We start from the raw sequence: 17,045 nt of genomic DNA, 5'->3' as shown, positions 1-17,045 counted from the left end.
CTGACGCTCCACCAGCGGGTATAAATTTTGGATGGTGGTCTTCAACAATATCAAAAGCTGATGGTAGCTTCGCAGTGCCACCAATTATTAGCTACACGTTTACACAGCCTCATAGTTCTGTGGGACTTACGCTCCAATTTCAGGAACTAGTGCAGGACATCACGGCAACTGCATACCGGGGTGACACAGTTCTTGCTGCAAAAACCTTTACAGGCATTAATTCCGCACTGGCTGTTCTGGACTTTCCGGTTGAAAACTATGATAAAATCGCAATTCAAGTTTTGCGGGTACAGTCATATCATTACGCTAAGCTGCTGGAGATTAGTTTCGGTGTGGAATATGTATACGATGATACTGTTTTGACTGGATTTGACGTTTTGGAAGATATCGACCTCACAAGCAACACTCTTAGTGTCAACACGGCTACCATCACTCTGAATAATTTGGATCAGCGGTTTAACATGTTCAATCCAAAGAATGAGGTACGTTTTCTTCAGGAGCGTCAACAATTGATGCTGTCGGCATCCCTTTTGGTCGGTGATAGCTTTGAAAACGTTCCGCTCGGAAAGTTTTATCTCAGCAAATGGGAGAGCCCCACGCAGAACACAACGAAGTTCACCGCCTATGACCTTCTCTCGCTAATGGATGGGACTTATTACAAATCCCGTCTGTACCAAGGAGAACGTGCGGAAGTTGTGCTGCTTGAGCTGTTCCGGGATTTGAATCTATATGATGTGCAGGGTAACGCACTATTTTATATCCATCCCAATATTCGTAATGTGACAATTAGCGGCTATCTAGCGCCAATGAGCTATCGTGATGCACTGCAACGGATTGCATTTACTCTGGGAGCCGTAGTCAAAAGTGACCGGTCAGGAAAACTACTAATCTACCGTGCCACCGAAGAAACGCGCAATGCCATTATAATTGACAAGTACACGATTTATCAAGGAACCCTTACGGCCGGAACTCTTGTCGCCGGCCAAGGAATCATACTGCCACGTACCACAGTGCCTTTACCAAACCCCGTTGTAATAGACCGGTCTCTGTATAAAGAACCTAAAACGACGCTGAGTAAGTATTATAATCGCGTCAATGTGGAGCAATATGGTTGGAAGCAGAAGGAAGAGCCAGAAACGTTATACGAGGGATCCGTTGCTGGTGATGCAATTATTCAGTTTTCTGCCTTTCCTGCGTCAGAAGTGAGCGTGGAAGGAACCTGTGAAAGTGTGGAGGTATACGCCTGTGCTTGTAAAATCACTGGCGCAGTCGGCTTCATCACGATTACCGGGCGGGTTTATGAACCTCTTAAAAAAATTGTATCAGCGCAACTTTCACATGCGGCTGCGGGAGTTATGCAGAATGCACTGGATGTCAAGGACGTTACGCTAATTGCCCAGGAGGATACGGCGCAATATGTAGCGGTTTGGCTGCTAGAGCGGCTTCAGAATCGAATCACACAAAGTTTTTCTTGGTGCATTATTCCATCGGTTGAACCCTCTGACTACTGTAAAGTAGAAACGACCTTCGGCGAGTATCGTGAAGCTCAAATCAAAAAAATGCACTTTATTTACAATGGTGCTTTAACGGGTGATAGCGAGGTGATTGGATGAAATGGGAGCCACCTAGGCAGTGGGAGAAGACGGACACAATTAATATTTCTGACTGGCAGCGCATTGAAAATAACACTCAATGGATAGCGGAGTTTTATGGAGTGACACTCCAGTATAAAACCTGGCAATATACCAGTTGGCCTACATGGCTGGAAGTCACAAGAATTGAAAGCAATATTAATGCCCTACTGGAGCAAACTCACGGCTTCCAAAGTAAATTCGATTGGCAGCTGCTTAATGATATTGAAGGTTGTCTTTTAGCACTGCACGAAAAGGTCGTGCAGCTGCAGCTCAGCGTTCGTCGCTCTGGTACGTTTTGCGCAGGACAAGAAATTTATATCCCGATAGGAGTGGTTTAAATGGCGAAGATTACAATTGTAAATGAAGAAGGGCAGAACCTAAACCGCTATCTGATTACACCAACGGATGGAGGTACACCGTTTACTGCCGATTTGGCACGCGCAGCCAATATCACTAAGCAAGGTACTCCGTTTGCTGCCCAGACCATGGAACATTATGTACAGTCGGAGGATTTGCTAGAGCATACCGAAAACTCCGTTGTTCATGTGTCTGAGCAGGAACGTGAAAAGTGGAATGACGGCCTAACTGCCACCGCCCTCCACACCCGCACCGGCACGGTTAACAATCTGGCCATCCCCACCGGCGCAAAAAACCTCACATTTTTAGCGACCGCAGGTGTTGGCGATAATGAAAAGTGGACAGTAAATGGTCAACCCGTAACAGCTATGCTTCGAACTGGTCGCACTCCACTCCCTGCTACGTTATTTGCACCGGGAAGCTGGGTTACGGGGGTAAGGCTATCAGACGATGGAAAAAAATTGACATTCCCGGGTACACCTCCGATAGCGTATGATGCCGAATCGATACAGAGCGCCCTCACGTTGTCTACCTCAGCACCGTCCTATTACATCGGCGCGGGTAAGATTTGGGGTGTGTACTGATGCCGGAGTTATGGCTACCAAGCGGTGGCGTGAACCGTAAGCAAAAGGAGTTGTGGCTACCCCAAGGTAGTGTGAACCGAAAACAGAAAGAGCTGTGGGTAGCAAGTGGGAGTGTGAATAGAAAGATTTTCACTAGCGGAGTAGGTTATACAATTAGTTGGCGTACGGTGCAGAACGATTGGAATCTATATGTAGATGATTATGGAAATTTAGTAATGAGTGTATCTCAATCCAATAAAAACAGTATAATTGCTTTTCAGTGTGCTGTGGATTTTAAACTTGATGCTGCAATTAGCATAACTAAACTACAAGAAGTTTTTAATTTTTATAGTTGCACAGTGGAAAAAGATTATGCTGAAGTAGCCATAGGTTTATCTTTTCCAGATTTTCCTCCCACAAGCCCGCCTTTGTGGGAGAATGGACGAGTCGTAAGTCGTGCGATCTTATCCCGCTCATTTACTTTAACCAGTGTAAATTATAATATTTATGGAATAGAAAATATTTCCTTTTACATTAGTGCCACTCTTACATCGACAAGTTCACACGGCTCCAGTTTTTACTTTAAATGCCCCATGTTTTATTTTATGGGAGAAATAATTAACGGCACAACAGGTAGTTTGCCTATATACCAAGATTAATCTAAGGAGGAGATAAAATGACACAGCAAATTTTTTTCGCAGACGGAACAACCATTAACGTCGCAAATATTAACGCAAATGGTATTTACCATCAAGGAGCGCAGCGGGACAGCCTTGAAATCCAGATTGCTAAAGATACAATTTCTTTTGATGCTTTAGATGCCTTAACCTCAGAAGCTAGCAAAACCGACCGCCTGACCATTGTCACGCAGGATGGTGATAAGCAGATGCAGGAGGTCTACGACCATTATGTGCTGCGCACAGCGCTGACACTCAAGCCGATAACAATTACACCTGACACGGCAGATGCAGCTGCGGTTACGGAGGACAGGATTTGTATTACATTGGCGCAGCTTACTTACACAGAGGTGCAGCAAGCAACGCAGGCGGCTGAGATTGCCGATATGCAAGCCGCTATTGCTGCTTTGGCGTTCGGAGGTGAGGCATAATGAGTATTTTACTTAAAATTACTTGTCAAGTAATTGCACGTAGAAGGGCAAACGGGGAAGCTTTTGAGGATATAATTAAGGACTACCCCCGCATGGCTACGGATGATGTAGTCCAATTGAGAAAGGAGCTGGATATAAATGTTTAAAGGTATCGACGTTAGCAACGCCAACGGGCGTGTTGATTGGGACAAGCTCAAGAGTAACATCAATTATGCCATCCTACGCTGCGGGTATGGCAGTGATATGGTTAGTCAAGACGACAAACAGTGGTTACGAAATGTAGCTGAGTGCAATCGGTTGGGCATTCCGTGGGGTGTGTACCTGTACAGCTATGCTATGTCAACTGCGGATGCAGAGAGCGAGGCGGCACATGCCTTACGATTACTTAAGGGTTTAAAGCCCACATATCCCGTGTACATTGATATGGAAGATGCCGACGCCTACAAAGCAAAACGTGGCGGAATTAGCAAACAGGTGGCAACAGATATTTGCCGTATCTTCTGCGAGCATATCTCCGCTGCCGGGTATACCGCCGGAGTGTATGCAAATAAAGATTGGGCGGTCAATCGGCTCGACATGGCGCAGCTCTCCAAGTGGACGTTTTGGCTGGCACAATATAATAGTAAAGTAACTTATGCAGGCAAGTACGATATGTGGCAGTATTCGAGCGACGGGAGCCTCCCGGGACTTAGTACGCGGGTTGACCTCAATTACTGTTTAAAAGATTTTACCTCTCATAATACCCAACCTCCTGCCGTTACTGGCCTTACACTTGACACCAGCAGCAAGGACATGGCTTCCGGGGAGAAATACACACTGCTTGCAAAGTGCAAGGACAAGCCTAACATGGACACAACCGGGCGAGATGTAATAGCGGTATCTGAGCCGTACAAAGACTCTAAAGGCCGAGGCTGGTTGATTGATGTACAGGGCTTGCCGCCGAAACCGGTTGCCAGGCATGCACATATCAAAGTAACTGCTGACGGTGTGACGCAGCAGTGCAATTTTAATGTAGTTTGAGGGGGATAACATAATGCTTCTATCTGCAAAATCTATGTACTTTTCGGCGCTGACCGCATTTTCTGCGGCCGGCGCCGCTATTCTTTCTGCTCTGGGCGGCTGGGATGATAGCCTGCAATTTTTAATCGGTATCATGGCTGTGGATTATGGCCTGGGCATCCTCATTGCTATGGTGTGGCACAAATCTCCAAAGACTGCTGATGGAACCTTCGAAAGCAACGCTTCATTAAAGGGGCTGCTTCGCAAGTTGAGTGTACTGCTGATTGTTTATGTCGCGGTGCAGCTTGATACCGTAGCCAATACCGGTGGGTATCTGCGCACAGCAGTGATTCTGTTCTTTATCGCAAATGAGGGCTTCTCAATTATTGAAAATTTTGGCATCATGGGTGTGCCGATGCCGGATGTAGTGAAAAATGCTTTTGCAGCAATTAAACAGCAAACGGAAAAAGCTGAATAAACAAAAATTCCCGTCCTGTGTTGATGCAGGACGGGAATTTTTTGGTTTATAGGTATGAAGTAATCACAAGTCTGGCTTGTCGGTTGACAAAAGACAGTGTCAATTGTTTTGATAATTTATGCTTGTTTTGTCAACCACATAGGCATCAGGCTTTTATGTAGCTGTAATCGCAAAATTCCTTTTATATAAAGTGGTAGAAAAGAATTTCTAATACTTATAAATGTGTTAGTATAATAGAAAATTTTATTAGGTGTGAAGTTCACTATGTCAATTCAAATATTCCTTATATCCGGTCTTATTTATATTGTCGGATCCATTTTGATAATGATAGTTTATAATTATCTTCCAGTGTTTATTATTGGTTTTTTTCCTAATCACAGAGCAAAAGACTTGAATGCGTCTGATATTGAGAAAATTAAAAGAAGTGGAATTGTTCATATTACAGAGAATAGAAAAGTTAAATCGATTGTGAGTGATAGCTTAATCAAAAGTAGTTCACGGAAAAAATCATATTCCTGCCAATTTACACGAGCATCTTATTTCTTTATATCCGAATGTCTAAACGCTAAAGATATAGTTTTTAACTTTAAGATAAGAAAAAATAAGAATTATTCAAGAATACATATACAAAATATAACAGACAAGCAAATTCAGAAATTCAAAATTCGCACCCATGATAATACGATTATGTATGTGGGAGATTTTTCTTTTGATATTGAAAATAAAATAATAATTACAAAGTTACAAACTGACTCCAAACTCTGTAGCTTGAAGAATCACATAAGCCTAAGAAGTATTATGTTTTTTATCTTTATAGTAATTATCCCATTTCTAATTTCCCTCACTTTAATCATCCTACTATTTATATATTTATTTTTCCCTTTATTTAAATAAAAACTTAAGTTTATTTCCCACATCTAAAAGTAAAGTTCTAGTTGTGGGGGTTACTAAGGATAGTTCTTTGTGATTGATTTTATAATATAGTTTTATCTGTAAAATTGAATTTTGATGGAGTCAGAATTATGGAACAAATAACTCACAATAATCATTACGTTCCTCAATTATATCTGAAAAATTGGGGCGACTTTCAAAATAAAGTTTGGCAATATAGATTATTAGTTCCTCACAAAAATTTCGATGTGTGGAAATTAAAACCGGTTGTATCTACTGCCAGCCAGAATGATTTATATACATATTTTAGATCTGGAAAAGAAACAGACCAATTTGAAAAGTGGTTTAATCAAGAAGTTGAAATACCTGTCCAGGATGTATTGTTTAAGGTGATAAATAATATAAAACTTAATTCTGGAGATATTCAGACTATTACAAGATTTTTAGCATCACAATATGTGAGAACACCTGCACGTCTGAATAGGCAATTGCGTTTTTATAATAATGTATTACCAGATTTATTTGAAAGTAACATACGTAATACATTATCTGAACTGGAAGAAAATTTAAGGAGTGGGAAGCCGATTTTACAAAAACAATATGAAGAAATCTATAATCTAGTACCTGCCCAAATCAAAATATCTGAACAAGAAAATGGCAAATCTCTTCTAAACTACAATGTTTTAATTGGAAGAGGTATTTGGTTATTTGAGATTAAACATGTTGTATTGAACACGAGTAAGGTTCTCCTTAATCATCACTGGGAAGTAATAAGGGCCTCTAAAGGGATGCACTGGTGCACTAGTGATGATCCTGTTATATGTTCAAATTTTTATGAAGATAATACATATGATTTTAAGGGGGGATGGAAACGAAAAGGAAGCGAGATTATTTTCCCTTTATCTCCATACCACATTTTATACACTCAAGTAGGGGATTATAACGACCATCCTAGTCTACAGCAAAATCCAATTTTTTCTTATTATGTTCAAAAATTAATAATTGATCACGCTCATCGATTTGTATATTCAGCGAGTCCTCTACAAGACATAGAGTCGTGCAGGGGAAGATTAATCAATGCCAAGTTATTTAATGAAGAAAGAGAGATATGGAAAAATTGGCATCAAGAACAAAGTGTTGCTGAAATTCAATTTCTTTAAATACATTATCCCGCTTCTGGAGGTATCCTGAAGCGGGGGATTTTTTTGTTTGCACCGAATAATCACGATCCTAATTCACCGATGTACAAGATTAGTGTCAACTACATAGCTGATTTAAAAAGGATAAATGAATATCAGGCAATACATCGTTAACCGTTTTACCTTGAATAAATTGGAAGGGATATTTCAAACGCTAGTTGTATTTAATTTCCATTGATAAACCAGAACACATGTTCTATACTTTCATCACATAGAATATAGTACAAGTGTTTGGTGGTGATGAAGTGGAACGGTTAATATTACACAGTGATTGCAACAGTTTTTACGCTTCGGTGGAATGTCTACACAGACCAGAGATAAGAAATAAACCTGTTGCCGTGGGCGGCGATGTAGAGCAGCGTCACGGTATTATTTTGGCAAAAAATGAGCTGGCGAAGAAATATAATATTAAAACTGGCGAGGCGCTTTGGCAAGCTCGGCAGAAGTGTCCCGAACTGGTGATTGTGCCACCTCGCTTTGAGTTATATCAGCGCTTCTCACACCTGTGTCATGAGATTTATCTCGACTATACAGATCAGGTGGAACCTTTCGGGCTAGATGAGTGTTGGCTCGATGTCACGGCCGCCGGCGCGAACGGTGTGAATATTGCTCACAAAATTCGTGAAAGAATTAAATTTGAGTTAGGAATTACCGTGAGTATCGGAGTATCTTACAACAAAATTTTTGCTAAGCTGGGGAGCGATTACAAAAAGCCTGACGCTGTAACGGAAATCAGTCGGGCAAATTACCGAGAGATAGCTTGGCCTCTGCCGGTGGGTGACTTGTTGTATGTAGGCAGCGCTACCCGGCGTAAATTGGAGTCTTATTGTAAGCATACAATAGGAGACTTAGCCGCAACACCAGAAAAAACTTTGAGAGGTTGGTTTGGCAAATGGGGCAGCGTGCTGTATGCCTTTGCAAATGGGTTTGATATTTCTCCTGTTTCACGTTATGTTGATAGAGAAATAGTGAAAAGTATCGGCAATAGCACCACTACACCGCGTGACTTAGTTGACAACGAGGATGTGAAAATCATCCTGTACATATTGGCAGACAGCGTTGCCCGGCGACTCCGAGAACATGGCTGTAAAGGGCGGATAATCAGTATTAGTGTCCGAAATAATCAGCTATCCGGTTTTACACGGCAACACGCCTTAGCCAATTACACTAACATTACCACTGAAATAGTGCAGGCTGGTATGGAATTATTTTTGAAACATTATGATTGGCAGCATCCTATTCGCAGTTTAGGTGTGAGTATCTCCGAATTGGTCAGTGATGTTGCTCCCTTGCAGCTGGATTTATTTGGACAGGGAATGGAACAGTTGAAGATGGAGCAACTTGATATAACTCTGGACGGTTTGAAGAAGCGTTTCGGATCGAAGGCAGTTCGCCCCGCGATATTATTAAAAGACGCAGAGCTTTCAGGTTTTGACCCCAAGCGTGACCATACGATTCATCCGGTAAGTTTAATTCGAGGACCTTTGTAAAAGATAAGTAAGAGGTGAGTTATATGTGTGGAAGATACGTTTTGTTCAGTGATCCCGAGATGGCCGAAATTAGAGAAATTATTGAAGAAGTTCAGAGAAAACATCAAGAAATAAAAACAGGCGAAATTTTCCCTACCAACAAAGTACCAGTTTTGATACAAGAAGATGGAAAAATAACGCCTGAAGCTGTAAAGTGGGGCTTTCCTAATATTCACAATAAAGGTACTGTAATTAACGCCCGAGCAGAAACTGCACCTGAAAAGCCAATGTTTCGGCGTAGCTTAGAAACGAAACGCTGTATTATACCCTCCTGTGGTTTTTTTGAATGGTCGCATTCTGGTACGAAAACTAAATACCAGTTTAACCTACCAGAAAAAGAGGCTCTATATATGGCTGGTCTTTATAATGATTTTAACGGAGAGCGCCGGTTTACTATACTAACGACAGCCGCCAATCAATCCATAGCAGATATACACAATCGAATGCCGGTTGTATTGACTCATATTGAAATAGATCAGTGGCTTGAAAGCTATCAAGGCGCTTTGGATATATTGCAAACCGACAGGCCGAAGTTGGTAAAGCGGTTGGCATAAAAGAAAAATCATTATATTGCCAGGAATGGGGGGGGAGTTCAAAAAATTTAATATAATAATATATTTTTGACCCTTTTTTGACCCTTTATGACCTCTCAAAACACCCCAAATTCATCATTTATAAAATAAGAATGAATAACAAAAAAACCGCTTAGCCTTAGAGCCAAGCGGTTCGATTGGAGCTGCTAACGCGATTCGAACGCGTGACCTCGTCCTTACCAAGGACGTGCTCTGCCAACTGAGCCATAGCAGCAAATTGGCGACTCGGAACGGGTTCGAACCGTCGACCTCTAGCGTGACAGGCTAGCGTTCTAACCAACTGAACTACCGAGCCGTGTAATCACACGGAACAATTTGCCGGGACAACGATAGTAATTATATCTGGTTTTCTTTCATATGTCAATACGTTTTTTTAAATTAATTTTAGTTTTTTTGAAAAAGATTGGAAGGGGAAAAATGGCAGTTTTATAATTACTATAATGAAAAATGGAAAAATACGTCGAACCCGTTTAGTTGTCAATTAAGCATATTTCAGGTATAATAAAGGCAATACAATTATTAAGAACTACATAGTGAGGATTCTAAAATGTTTGAGAGATTTTTTTCAATGCTAGGCAGAGAAATCGGCAATAGCGTTCGAGGTGTGGTTCATTCAGAGGAGTTCCGCGACTTAAAACAGGAAGTTAAAGATACAATATATGATGCAGTAGGCGATGGCGGCTCTCGTAAGCGGCACCACCGTGCTCGCGCTCCAAAGCGGCCGAAGGCCCCCTACCCAGATTCGTCTTACCCGGCAGAGGCGCGCCCCCTGCGGTATTCAGATTCTCGCTTTCCTTGGAAGCAGGTGTCAAGCATACTGCTGCTTATATTTGGTGGGATTTTAGGTGTATTTTCTGTAGTCTTGCTGATGGGTTTAATTGTAGCATCGATAAGCATGACTGCGATGAATACGATTTTAGCGGGTATAGTCGTTTTACTGCCAACTAGTGGTCTTTCCACTTGGATGTTAACGCTAGGAATTAAACTACGTGGCAGACTAAACCGAATTGTACGTTATTTAAATGGAGTAGGCAATGCGAATTTCTGTTCCGTTGAGCAGTTAGCAAGGCTAGTTAATAAATCACCCAGCTTTGTCGTAAAAGATTTGGAGAAGATGATTCGAACCAACATGCTACCGGACGGCTATTTGGATGACCAGAGAACCTGCCTTATGATTGGGGAAAAGACATACCAACAGTATCTACAAGCGCAGCAATCTATGCAAGATCGTGAGAGTGGCAACGCCGATAAAGAAGAGAAAGCCGAAGAAAAAAGTGAGCCCTCAAAAGGCCGCGATTTACTCAATCAAATTAGTCAGGCAAAGAATTTTATTACTGATGACGGTATTCTATTTAAAATATCACGAATTGAAAATGTTACAGAGAAAATACTGAGTTATGTGGAAGCTCACCCGGAGAAGCAGTCGCAAATACGAAAATTTAATGAATACTATTTGCCTACTACGTTAAAGTTGATTCATTCTTATTGCCACTTCGATAGCCAACCGGTGCAAGGTGAAAACATTACATCAGCCAAAACGCAGATTCGTGAAAGTTTAGATACCATCAATACCGCATTTGAAAATTTGCTCGATAGTTTATTCGGCGATGCAACAATGGACATTTCTTCTGACATCTCTGTTCTTGAGGTTATGCTGGCTCGTGAAGGCTTAACCGGAGATGAGTTCAAAATCAAATAAAACAGAATTTTACTTCTTTATTTCCATGTAAATAATTGCATTTGAAAACAGGTTACAAAAGTGTTACACTTTAGCCACATTCAAAAACCGACTTGAATGAACTCGGTTAAAAGGAGGATGTGGACTATGAATTGCAAAGATTTATTGAACCTGCTGCTCCAGTATATGAACAAGTGCAGCAAATAATGGAATGTATTTAATTGATAGGATTATTTCGGAGTAAAGGAGAGTTTGACTATGAATTGCAAAGATTTATTGAGCCTGCTTCTTCAGTATATGAATAAGTGCAATAAGTAATTTAAAGATTTTGGAAGCATTCGATATACCAAAAGGAGAATGATTATGAATTGCAAAGATTTACTGAATCTGTTGCTCCAGTATATGGGTAAGTGCAACAAATAAAGAATTTTAAACAGCCTTTGAATGGTAAAATTCAAAGGCTGTTTTTTGTTTTTGATTTGTTTTATTTCGGTTCATAGTTTTCACATATCTTCGCTCTATACTAAAAACATCAACAAAACACTGCATTAACCGCCTGCGGTTGGTCGGAATACCGGGCCGCAGGCTGGCAGACAAATTATAAGTGCCTATAAAAGGCTTACCATACAGAACTCCTTTTGAAACATGCTAACGATTCCGCCGGATGGCGGAAAAACCCCCTCCACAAATCCGGCTCTGAATTTGTGGAGGGGATTATTTTTGTTAAAAGACCACCGATAAAACCGGTGGCCTTTTTAAAATTAGAACTGGCGTGTAAAAATATCGCTATGCTCAAGAAGATCTTCTACCGTATCAAAGCCCAAACGATGTAACAGCTCAATTACATAAGGATTATCTATAGGGGTGGGGTAGGTTGCTGTGTCGCCATATTCAAACACATTCTTGCGGCCTTCCTCTTTGGGGATGAGAGCCTTTGGTCCGCCTACGCAGCCACCAACACAACCCATTCCTTCAATAAAGTTTGCGGTAAGCTTACCTTCGAGTGCCTCGCTGAGCATATCTTTGCAAGCACGTACGCCATCGGCGTGGGCAGCACGAACAGAAATTTTACGGTCGGGGTTTAGGCGTGCAACCGTGCTTTGAACGGCTTCACTCACGCCGCCGGTTCCTGCATAAATTCTGCCTGCGCGGGAGGAATGGTCGCGCTCATCTTCCGGCATGGAAGCAAGGTCAATTCCGGCAAAATCAAATACATCTTTAATTTCCTGAAAAGTGAGAACAAAATCTGTGGAATCAGAGACATCCGGCTCCTTTGCTTCGGCTTTTTTTGCAAGGCAAGGCCCAATAAAAACGGTAATAGCCCCGGGGTATAGGGTTTTAATGGAGCGTCCGCAAGCTACCATGGGGGATACAGCACCCGGAACATGAGGGATTAACTGCTTGTACACCTTGCGAATCATGGCGATCCACATGGGACAGCAGCAGCTGGTTAGTTGATAATCTGCTTCATTTTGAATATTCTTATCAAATTCTAACGCTTCTTTCAATGTAAGAATATCTGCAAATAGTGCAACCTCCAGCATTCCGTCAAACCCTATTTTCTTAAACGCACTGCGCAACTTACCGGGAGTCACGTCGCTGCTAAATTGGTTAATGAATGCAGGTGCTACCATTGCGTATACCGGAGTTTTCGCCTCCTGAATAGCAGCCAACGCAGGTAGAATATCGCGGCTTTCTGTTAGCTTCTTAGCGTGGCAATTGGTAACGCATTCGGTACAGCCCACACATAAATCTTTGTTTATGGACATATTACCTTTCTCATCACGGTACAGTGCATCGAACAGGCACTTTCCGGCACAAGAGGCATCTGATTTGTCGGTACACTCACAATCGCCAATCCGGATTACTGGCGCAAATTTAGAAGGGTTCAATAAGCAATCTAAATGGTGAGGATCAAATCCATCTTGACGAGCCTGCTCCAGCTCATCCTCCAAATGGTTTTCGACGGATGCTTTGACCAATCTGCGATAAAGCTCTTCAAAAGTTGTCATAATCATGCTCCTTCTGCCCGGGCGCAGTATCTATTTCTAAAAAGCGCCCATTCCATATTATTTTGGGAATATATAGATTTATTATACGATGATTTCCATTTATATTCAATCAATTGGCAACATTAAAATGCTAAAATAGCAACAAAGAATAATAGCTGAATTACCTCTATTTGCTATATATCCTGCTAAACTTGTAAAATAAGAATGCTCTTTGCTTAAAAAAAATTAATATATGTTTAGATATTAATCGTAAAATATAAAAGCCTTCTAGCGCAGGCAAAACTGCGGCAGAAGGCTTTGAAGTATAAGTATGAGTCCTGTATGGTGCTAAATATCCATTGTATTCATCAGGCTGCGCATTGCAAGAATGGTACGCTCAATCAACTCGTCCAAAGACCAGCCCAACATGTCAGCGCCTCTTGAGATAACATCTCGTGAGCACCCTGCGGCAAAACTGGTAGATTTAAATTTCTTCTTAACTGATTTTAACTCTAAATCGGCTACACTCTTAGAGGGTCTCATCAGTGCTACTGCACCTATCAAACCGGTAAGTTCGTCTGTAGCATATAAAATCTTCTCCATCATATGCTCGGGTGCAATATCAACCCGCAAAAGGTAACCGTGGCTTGCTACGGCTCGAACCAGTCGTTCATCCAAACTCCGCTCTCTCATAATCTCTTGGCATTTGATGCAGTGCTGTTCAGGGTATTGTTCAAAATCCAAATCATGAAGCAGACCCACCACTTTCCAAAACTCTACATTTTCGGGGTCATATTCATTTGCAAAATACCCCATAACGCCAGATACAATTTTTGCATGGCGAAGATGAAACTCATCTTGATTGTATTCTTCTAACAAAGCCTGTGCTTGCTCCAGTGTAGGAACAAATCCCATAGTTGGTCACTCCTTTTTGGTGTATTGACGTAAGTATAACGCAGAAAGCAGTGCCTGTCCATATTACACCGATGAAATAAGAGGAGATAAGAGGAAAAAGGAACCAAGGGTTAACCCTCGGTTCCTTTTCAGTAGATCAAATAATATTGGTTAGATCAAATGGTAATTCATTGCCTTGCTTATCGGAGATTTCGATTGTTCCATCGCAGTTGTCTTTAGATTTGGATAGCGTAACAACAAATGGTTCGCTGGAGTTGACCTCGTAAACCTCTGTGGCAAGCTCCTTGTTCTCGTAGGTAATCTGTACTTTAGCCACATTTTCTCGGTTTAGCGAAAGAATAGCTTCTCCATTTTCTAAGTCAAAGCTAATAATCCCTTCGTTTAGCTTTTCCGCTCCGGATTCTTTAGGAAAATAGCCAAACGATAAACCCGGCTTTGTAGCGTAAATAGAGTACCGATATTCCGATAAATCGGAATTGTACAAAAGCACAGCAGCTACATTTTCGCTCACAGAAGAGGCTGCATGCCAGCTTTCATTAACATTTTGTGTTTTTCTGGCATTTGCTTCTAAACTGCCTTTGGTTAATCCAATAACTGGAGAGGGGAACGCCGCCAAAATGGCAATGAGAAGTAGGCACAGTACACCAACGGATAACAATACTCGCTTTTTCATTTCAAATCCTCCCTTTCCCAATAAAATACGAATGACTCAATGTTTTAAAAAATAAACCAGAATACTACTAATCCCCATTACAATTGTAAATGCGAGACCAACCTTTTCATTAAATATATGAAGCATATTATAGATTTCTTCCGTTTGCAAAAGGTGAAAAATGTCTTTTGCATATTGACCGTCCTTGCGGATTTGGTGACGTAAGAAAAAATAAGAAAACACATAAAAAATAGATAATACAATGTAGAACATGATCATTCCAATAGAGGTGTCACGCCCCATAGAGAATTCAGCAAAAGCGTAAGCGAACATTAGCATTGTAAAAATCATCATGATATGGATTAAGTAATACTTTATGTACTTCAAGAGAAAATCCTTCTTTCATTTGGGATTCCAAGTATTTTAATCTTCCAGCGAGCCTTTTGTTTGATTTTGCCCATAAGAATCTAAGAAGCTATGGGTTTGGCCGCCCTGCCGGTAACCAAGAACGGTATCTAAATTCACGTTGTGCATACTGCGGAATAGATTAATGTCTACCTGAGGGTTATCTTTCCGAAGTTTTGCAATCAGCTCTTTTACCATTGCTCGCTTTGAGCCGTTATTTTCTTTTTCGGTACATACAGGCACTTGCTCAGAGAGGGGACACCCACAGCGTACAAACTCAAGGGAGTTATAGCGCCTCCAAGCCAATATGTCGCGCTCACGCACCAAGTAAAGCGGGCGGATAATTTCCATCCCGGGAAAATTGGTGCTCGGGAGCTTTGGCATCATCGTACGAATTTCAGCACCATAAAGCATGCTCATCATCGTGGTTTCAATTACATCATCAAAATGATGCCCCAACGCTATTTTATTGCAGCCAAGCTCTTTTGCTTTGGCATAAAGGTGGCCGCGGCGCATTCGAGCGCACAGGTAGCAGGGGTTTCCACCCGAATTGCTCACAATCTCAAAGATACGGGAAGTAAAAACCGTTAGGGGGATTCCGAGTTTTTCAGCGTTTTGCGCAATGAGCTCTCGATTGTACCCGTCGTAACCGGGGTCCATCGATAAAAACTCCACCTCAAACGGGATTTCGGTATGGCGTTTCAGCATTTGCAAACACTTAGCCAAAAGCATCGAGTCTTTCCCGCCAGAAATACAAACCGCAATGCGGTCGCCGGGGAGAATAAGCTGATAGTCTTTTATGCCGCCTATCATGCGGTTCCAGATTTCTTTTTTGTACTTCTTTAGGATGCTTTGCTCTAATTTTTGGATCTCTTCCATGTTCTTCTGCCTTTAATAATTAGATTTCTCTCTAAAGCTTCTTGACTTTAGAATGAGGTTTAATAGGTATTTACCTTAGCTTTTGAAAGTCTTGATTTCTGTTTACATATTTGAATATTATAGCATGATATTCCGTTAGGGGCAATCGCAAACAAAAGAGAAGCAGCTATTGCTGCTTCTCTTAAATAAATATTGTAATTAGTTGTTTTTCTAGAAAGGTTTTACGTCGTTTCTGCTGGGCAGAGGAACCTCCGGCATCAGCTCATCGTACATTACATTTAAAATATAATCGAGCTGAGTGACCTCCTCCGCGGTAAAGCGCTCTTTAATTCGGTCAATCACGGTTAAAATATAGCCGTGGTTCAGGTTGTAATACTCAAAGTACTTTGGAGTTACCTCTAAATAATACTCCCGTTTATCGGTTTTGGAACGGTTCTTCTTTAAATAACCCTTTTGGATTAAATTAGTCACTTTATAAGCGGCATTTGGAGGCGAAATTTGAGCAAAGGAGGCAAATTCATTGACCGTAGGGTTCCCTAGTGCATGAATGATTTCTATGCAGTAGGTTTCCACAGTAGTCAGGCTCGCTTCGCGGTTATCGATACGGGAAAACACCTTTCGATAAAAATGAAGTTTAAATTTCGTATATACGTCAGACAAGGATTGTTCCAGCATTCGTGCTCTCCTTTGCGGGTATGCGAGCTGCATAGAGCAGCCCGCTTTCTCTTTTATTCTTTCAATGGGTCAATCGCCTATTGCGAAAGTCAGCTCGGCGGTAGCTGCTACATTACCATTTACCGTAGCGGTTGCAGTGCCAAAGCCAATCGGGCCGCGCTGGCGGGTGAGCTCACAGGTGAGCTCTAATACGTCTCCGGGCAGCACCTGCTGCCGAAAGCGGGCATTCTTTATGCCACCCATAAAACCTATTTTTCCTCGATTTTCTTCAAGGGATAAAATTGCAACTGCACCAACCTGAGCAAGTGCCTCAATAATGAGAACACCGGGCATTACATGTTTCTGCGGGAAATGACCGCAAAAAAACGGTTCATTTACGGTAACACATTTGATTCCTTTTGCCCACTTGCCGGGTTCGCCATCAACTATTTTATCAACGAGCAGGAACGGGTAGCGGTGGGGGAGGATTTCCTGTATTTGATTTGAGTCAAGCTGCATG

The 17,045-nt window shown here is 41.6% G+C and carries 18 protein-coding genes and 2 tRNA genes; 11 read left to right on the top strand and 9 right to left on the bottom strand.

The genetic code is table 11. From position 1 onward, the window contains the following. Positions 1–74: 74 nt before the first annotated feature. From CAN90_RS08995 to CAN90_RS08945, 10 genes are all read left to right on the top strand, one after another. On the top strand, positions 75–1,613 hold the full coding sequence (locus CAN90_RS08995; protein ID WP_143750815.1) for a hypothetical protein: 1,539 nt from the start codon (positions 75–77) through the stop codon (positions 1,611–1,613). Continuing rightward, a complete protein-coding gene (locus tag CAN90_RS08990) occupies positions 1,610–1,972 on the top strand; it encodes a hypothetical protein (protein ID WP_085833495.1) in 363 nt (120 codons plus the stop codon). Before CAN90_RS08995 ends, CAN90_RS08990 begins: the two co-directional genes overlap by 4 nt. Beyond that, positions 1,973–2,575, top strand: coding sequence for a hypothetical protein (locus CAN90_RS08985; protein WP_085833494.1), 603 nt, complete (start codon positions 1,973–1,975; stop codon positions 2,573–2,575). After that, positions 2,575–3,213 (top strand): hypothetical protein, encoded by a 639-nt coding sequence (locus tag CAN90_RS08980; protein ID WP_085833493.1) that lies wholly within the window; start codon positions 2,575–2,577, stop codon positions 3,211–3,213. Before CAN90_RS08985 ends, CAN90_RS08980 begins: the two co-directional genes overlap by 1 nt. Before the next feature lie 17 nt (positions 3,214–3,230). Next, complete coding sequence (locus tag CAN90_RS08975; RefSeq protein WP_085833492.1) at positions 3,231–3,662, top strand: hypothetical protein; 432 nt, start codon at positions 3,231–3,233, stop codon at positions 3,660–3,662. 138 nt (positions 3,663–3,800) lie between these two features. Further along, entirely contained in the window at positions 3,801–4,682 is an 882-nt protein-coding gene (locus CAN90_RS08970; RefSeq protein WP_085833491.1) for a glycoside hydrolase family 25 protein, read from the top strand. 13 nt (positions 4,683–4,695) lie between these two features. After that, on the top strand, positions 4,696–5,139 hold the full coding sequence (locus CAN90_RS08965; RefSeq protein ID WP_085833490.1) for a phage holin family protein: 444 nt from the start codon (positions 4,696–4,698) through the stop codon (positions 5,137–5,139). Positions 5,140–6,161: 1,022 nt separating this feature from the next. Then, positions 6,162–7,190, top strand: a complete 1,029-nt coding sequence (locus CAN90_RS08955; RefSeq protein WP_085833488.1) for a DUF4238 domain-containing protein — start codon at positions 6,162–6,164, stop codon at positions 7,188–7,190. A gap of 284 nt (positions 7,191–7,474) precedes the next feature. Beyond that, positions 7,475–8,719 (top strand): Y-family DNA polymerase, encoded by a 1,245-nt coding sequence (locus CAN90_RS08950; protein WP_085833487.1) that lies wholly within the window; start codon positions 7,475–7,477, stop codon positions 8,717–8,719. 23 nt (positions 8,720–8,742) lie between these two features. After that, positions 8,743–9,312, top strand: coding sequence for an SOS response-associated peptidase (locus CAN90_RS08945; protein WP_085833486.1), 570 nt, complete (start codon positions 8,743–8,745; stop codon positions 9,310–9,312). Between the two features lie 177 nt (positions 9,313–9,489). Here the strand turns inward: CAN90_RS08945 and CAN90_RS08940 are convergent. Both CAN90_RS08940 and CAN90_RS08935 read right to left on the bottom strand, forming a co-directional pair. Then, positions 9,490–9,565 (bottom strand) — tRNA-Thr (locus CAN90_RS08940). Positions 9,566–9,569: 4 nt separating this feature from the next. Further along, positions 9,570–9,646, bottom strand: a tRNA-Asp gene (locus tag CAN90_RS08935). A 252-nt stretch (positions 9,647–9,898) separates the two neighbouring features. Between CAN90_RS08935 and CAN90_RS08930 the strand changes: the two genes are divergently transcribed. Further along, positions 9,899–11,050: a 5-bromo-4-chloroindolyl phosphate hydrolysis family protein gene (locus tag CAN90_RS08930; protein ID WP_085833485.1), complete on the top strand. Its 1,152-nt coding sequence runs from the start codon at positions 9,899–9,901 to the stop codon at positions 11,048–11,050. A 740-nt stretch (positions 11,051–11,790) separates the two neighbouring features. On the opposite strand, the gene CAN90_RS08925 is transcribed toward CAN90_RS08930, so the two are convergent. The 7 genes from CAN90_RS08925 to fabZ all read right to left on the bottom strand — a co-directional run bounded on the left by CAN90_RS08925 (position 11,791) and on the right by fabZ (position 17,044). Beyond that, the gene (locus CAN90_RS08925) at positions 11,791–13,041 is read right to left on the bottom strand and encodes a [Fe-Fe] hydrogenase large subunit C-terminal domain-containing protein (protein ID WP_187138325.1); all 1,251 of its coding nucleotides are present in this window, start codon (positions 13,039–13,041) and stop codon (positions 11,791–11,793) included. 327 nt (positions 13,042–13,368) lie between these two features. Continuing rightward, positions 13,369–13,935, bottom strand: a complete 567-nt coding sequence (locus CAN90_RS08920; RefSeq protein ID WP_085833483.1) for an HDIG domain-containing metalloprotein — start codon at positions 13,933–13,935, stop codon at positions 13,369–13,371. 136 nt (positions 13,936–14,071) lie between these two features. After that, positions 14,072–14,608: a hypothetical protein gene (locus CAN90_RS08915; protein ID WP_085833482.1), complete on the bottom strand. Its 537-nt coding sequence runs from the start codon at positions 14,606–14,608 to the stop codon at positions 14,072–14,074. Between the two features lie 36 nt (positions 14,609–14,644). Beyond that, positions 14,645–14,974, bottom strand: coding sequence for a hypothetical protein (locus CAN90_RS08910; RefSeq protein ID WP_085833481.1), 330 nt, complete (start codon positions 14,972–14,974; stop codon positions 14,645–14,647). A 36-nt stretch (positions 14,975–15,010) separates the two neighbouring features. Next, positions 15,011–15,871: a tRNA 2-thiocytidine biosynthesis TtcA family protein gene (locus CAN90_RS08905; RefSeq protein WP_085833480.1), complete on the bottom strand. Its 861-nt coding sequence runs from the start codon at positions 15,869–15,871 to the stop codon at positions 15,011–15,013. A 210-nt stretch (positions 15,872–16,081) separates the two neighbouring features. After that, positions 16,082–16,546, bottom strand: a complete 465-nt coding sequence (locus CAN90_RS08900; protein ID WP_085833479.1) for a MarR family transcriptional regulator — start codon at positions 16,544–16,546, stop codon at positions 16,082–16,084. A 69-nt stretch (positions 16,547–16,615) separates the two neighbouring features. Continuing rightward, positions 16,616–17,044 carry a 3-hydroxyacyl-ACP dehydratase FabZ gene (gene fabZ / locus CAN90_RS08895; RefSeq protein WP_085833478.1) on the bottom strand — a complete coding sequence of 143 codons (429 nt, stop codon included), beginning with the start codon at positions 17,042–17,044 and terminating at the stop codon, positions 16,616–16,618. Between the last annotated feature and the right edge of the window lies 1 nt (position 17,045).

This window comes from Clostridium merdae, from assembly GCF_900176635.1.
Classification (GTDB): Bacteria; Bacillota; Clostridia; order Oscillospirales; family Acutalibacteraceae; genus Faecalispora; species Faecalispora merdae.
This window is presented reverse-complemented; position numbering and strand designations above follow the sequence as displayed.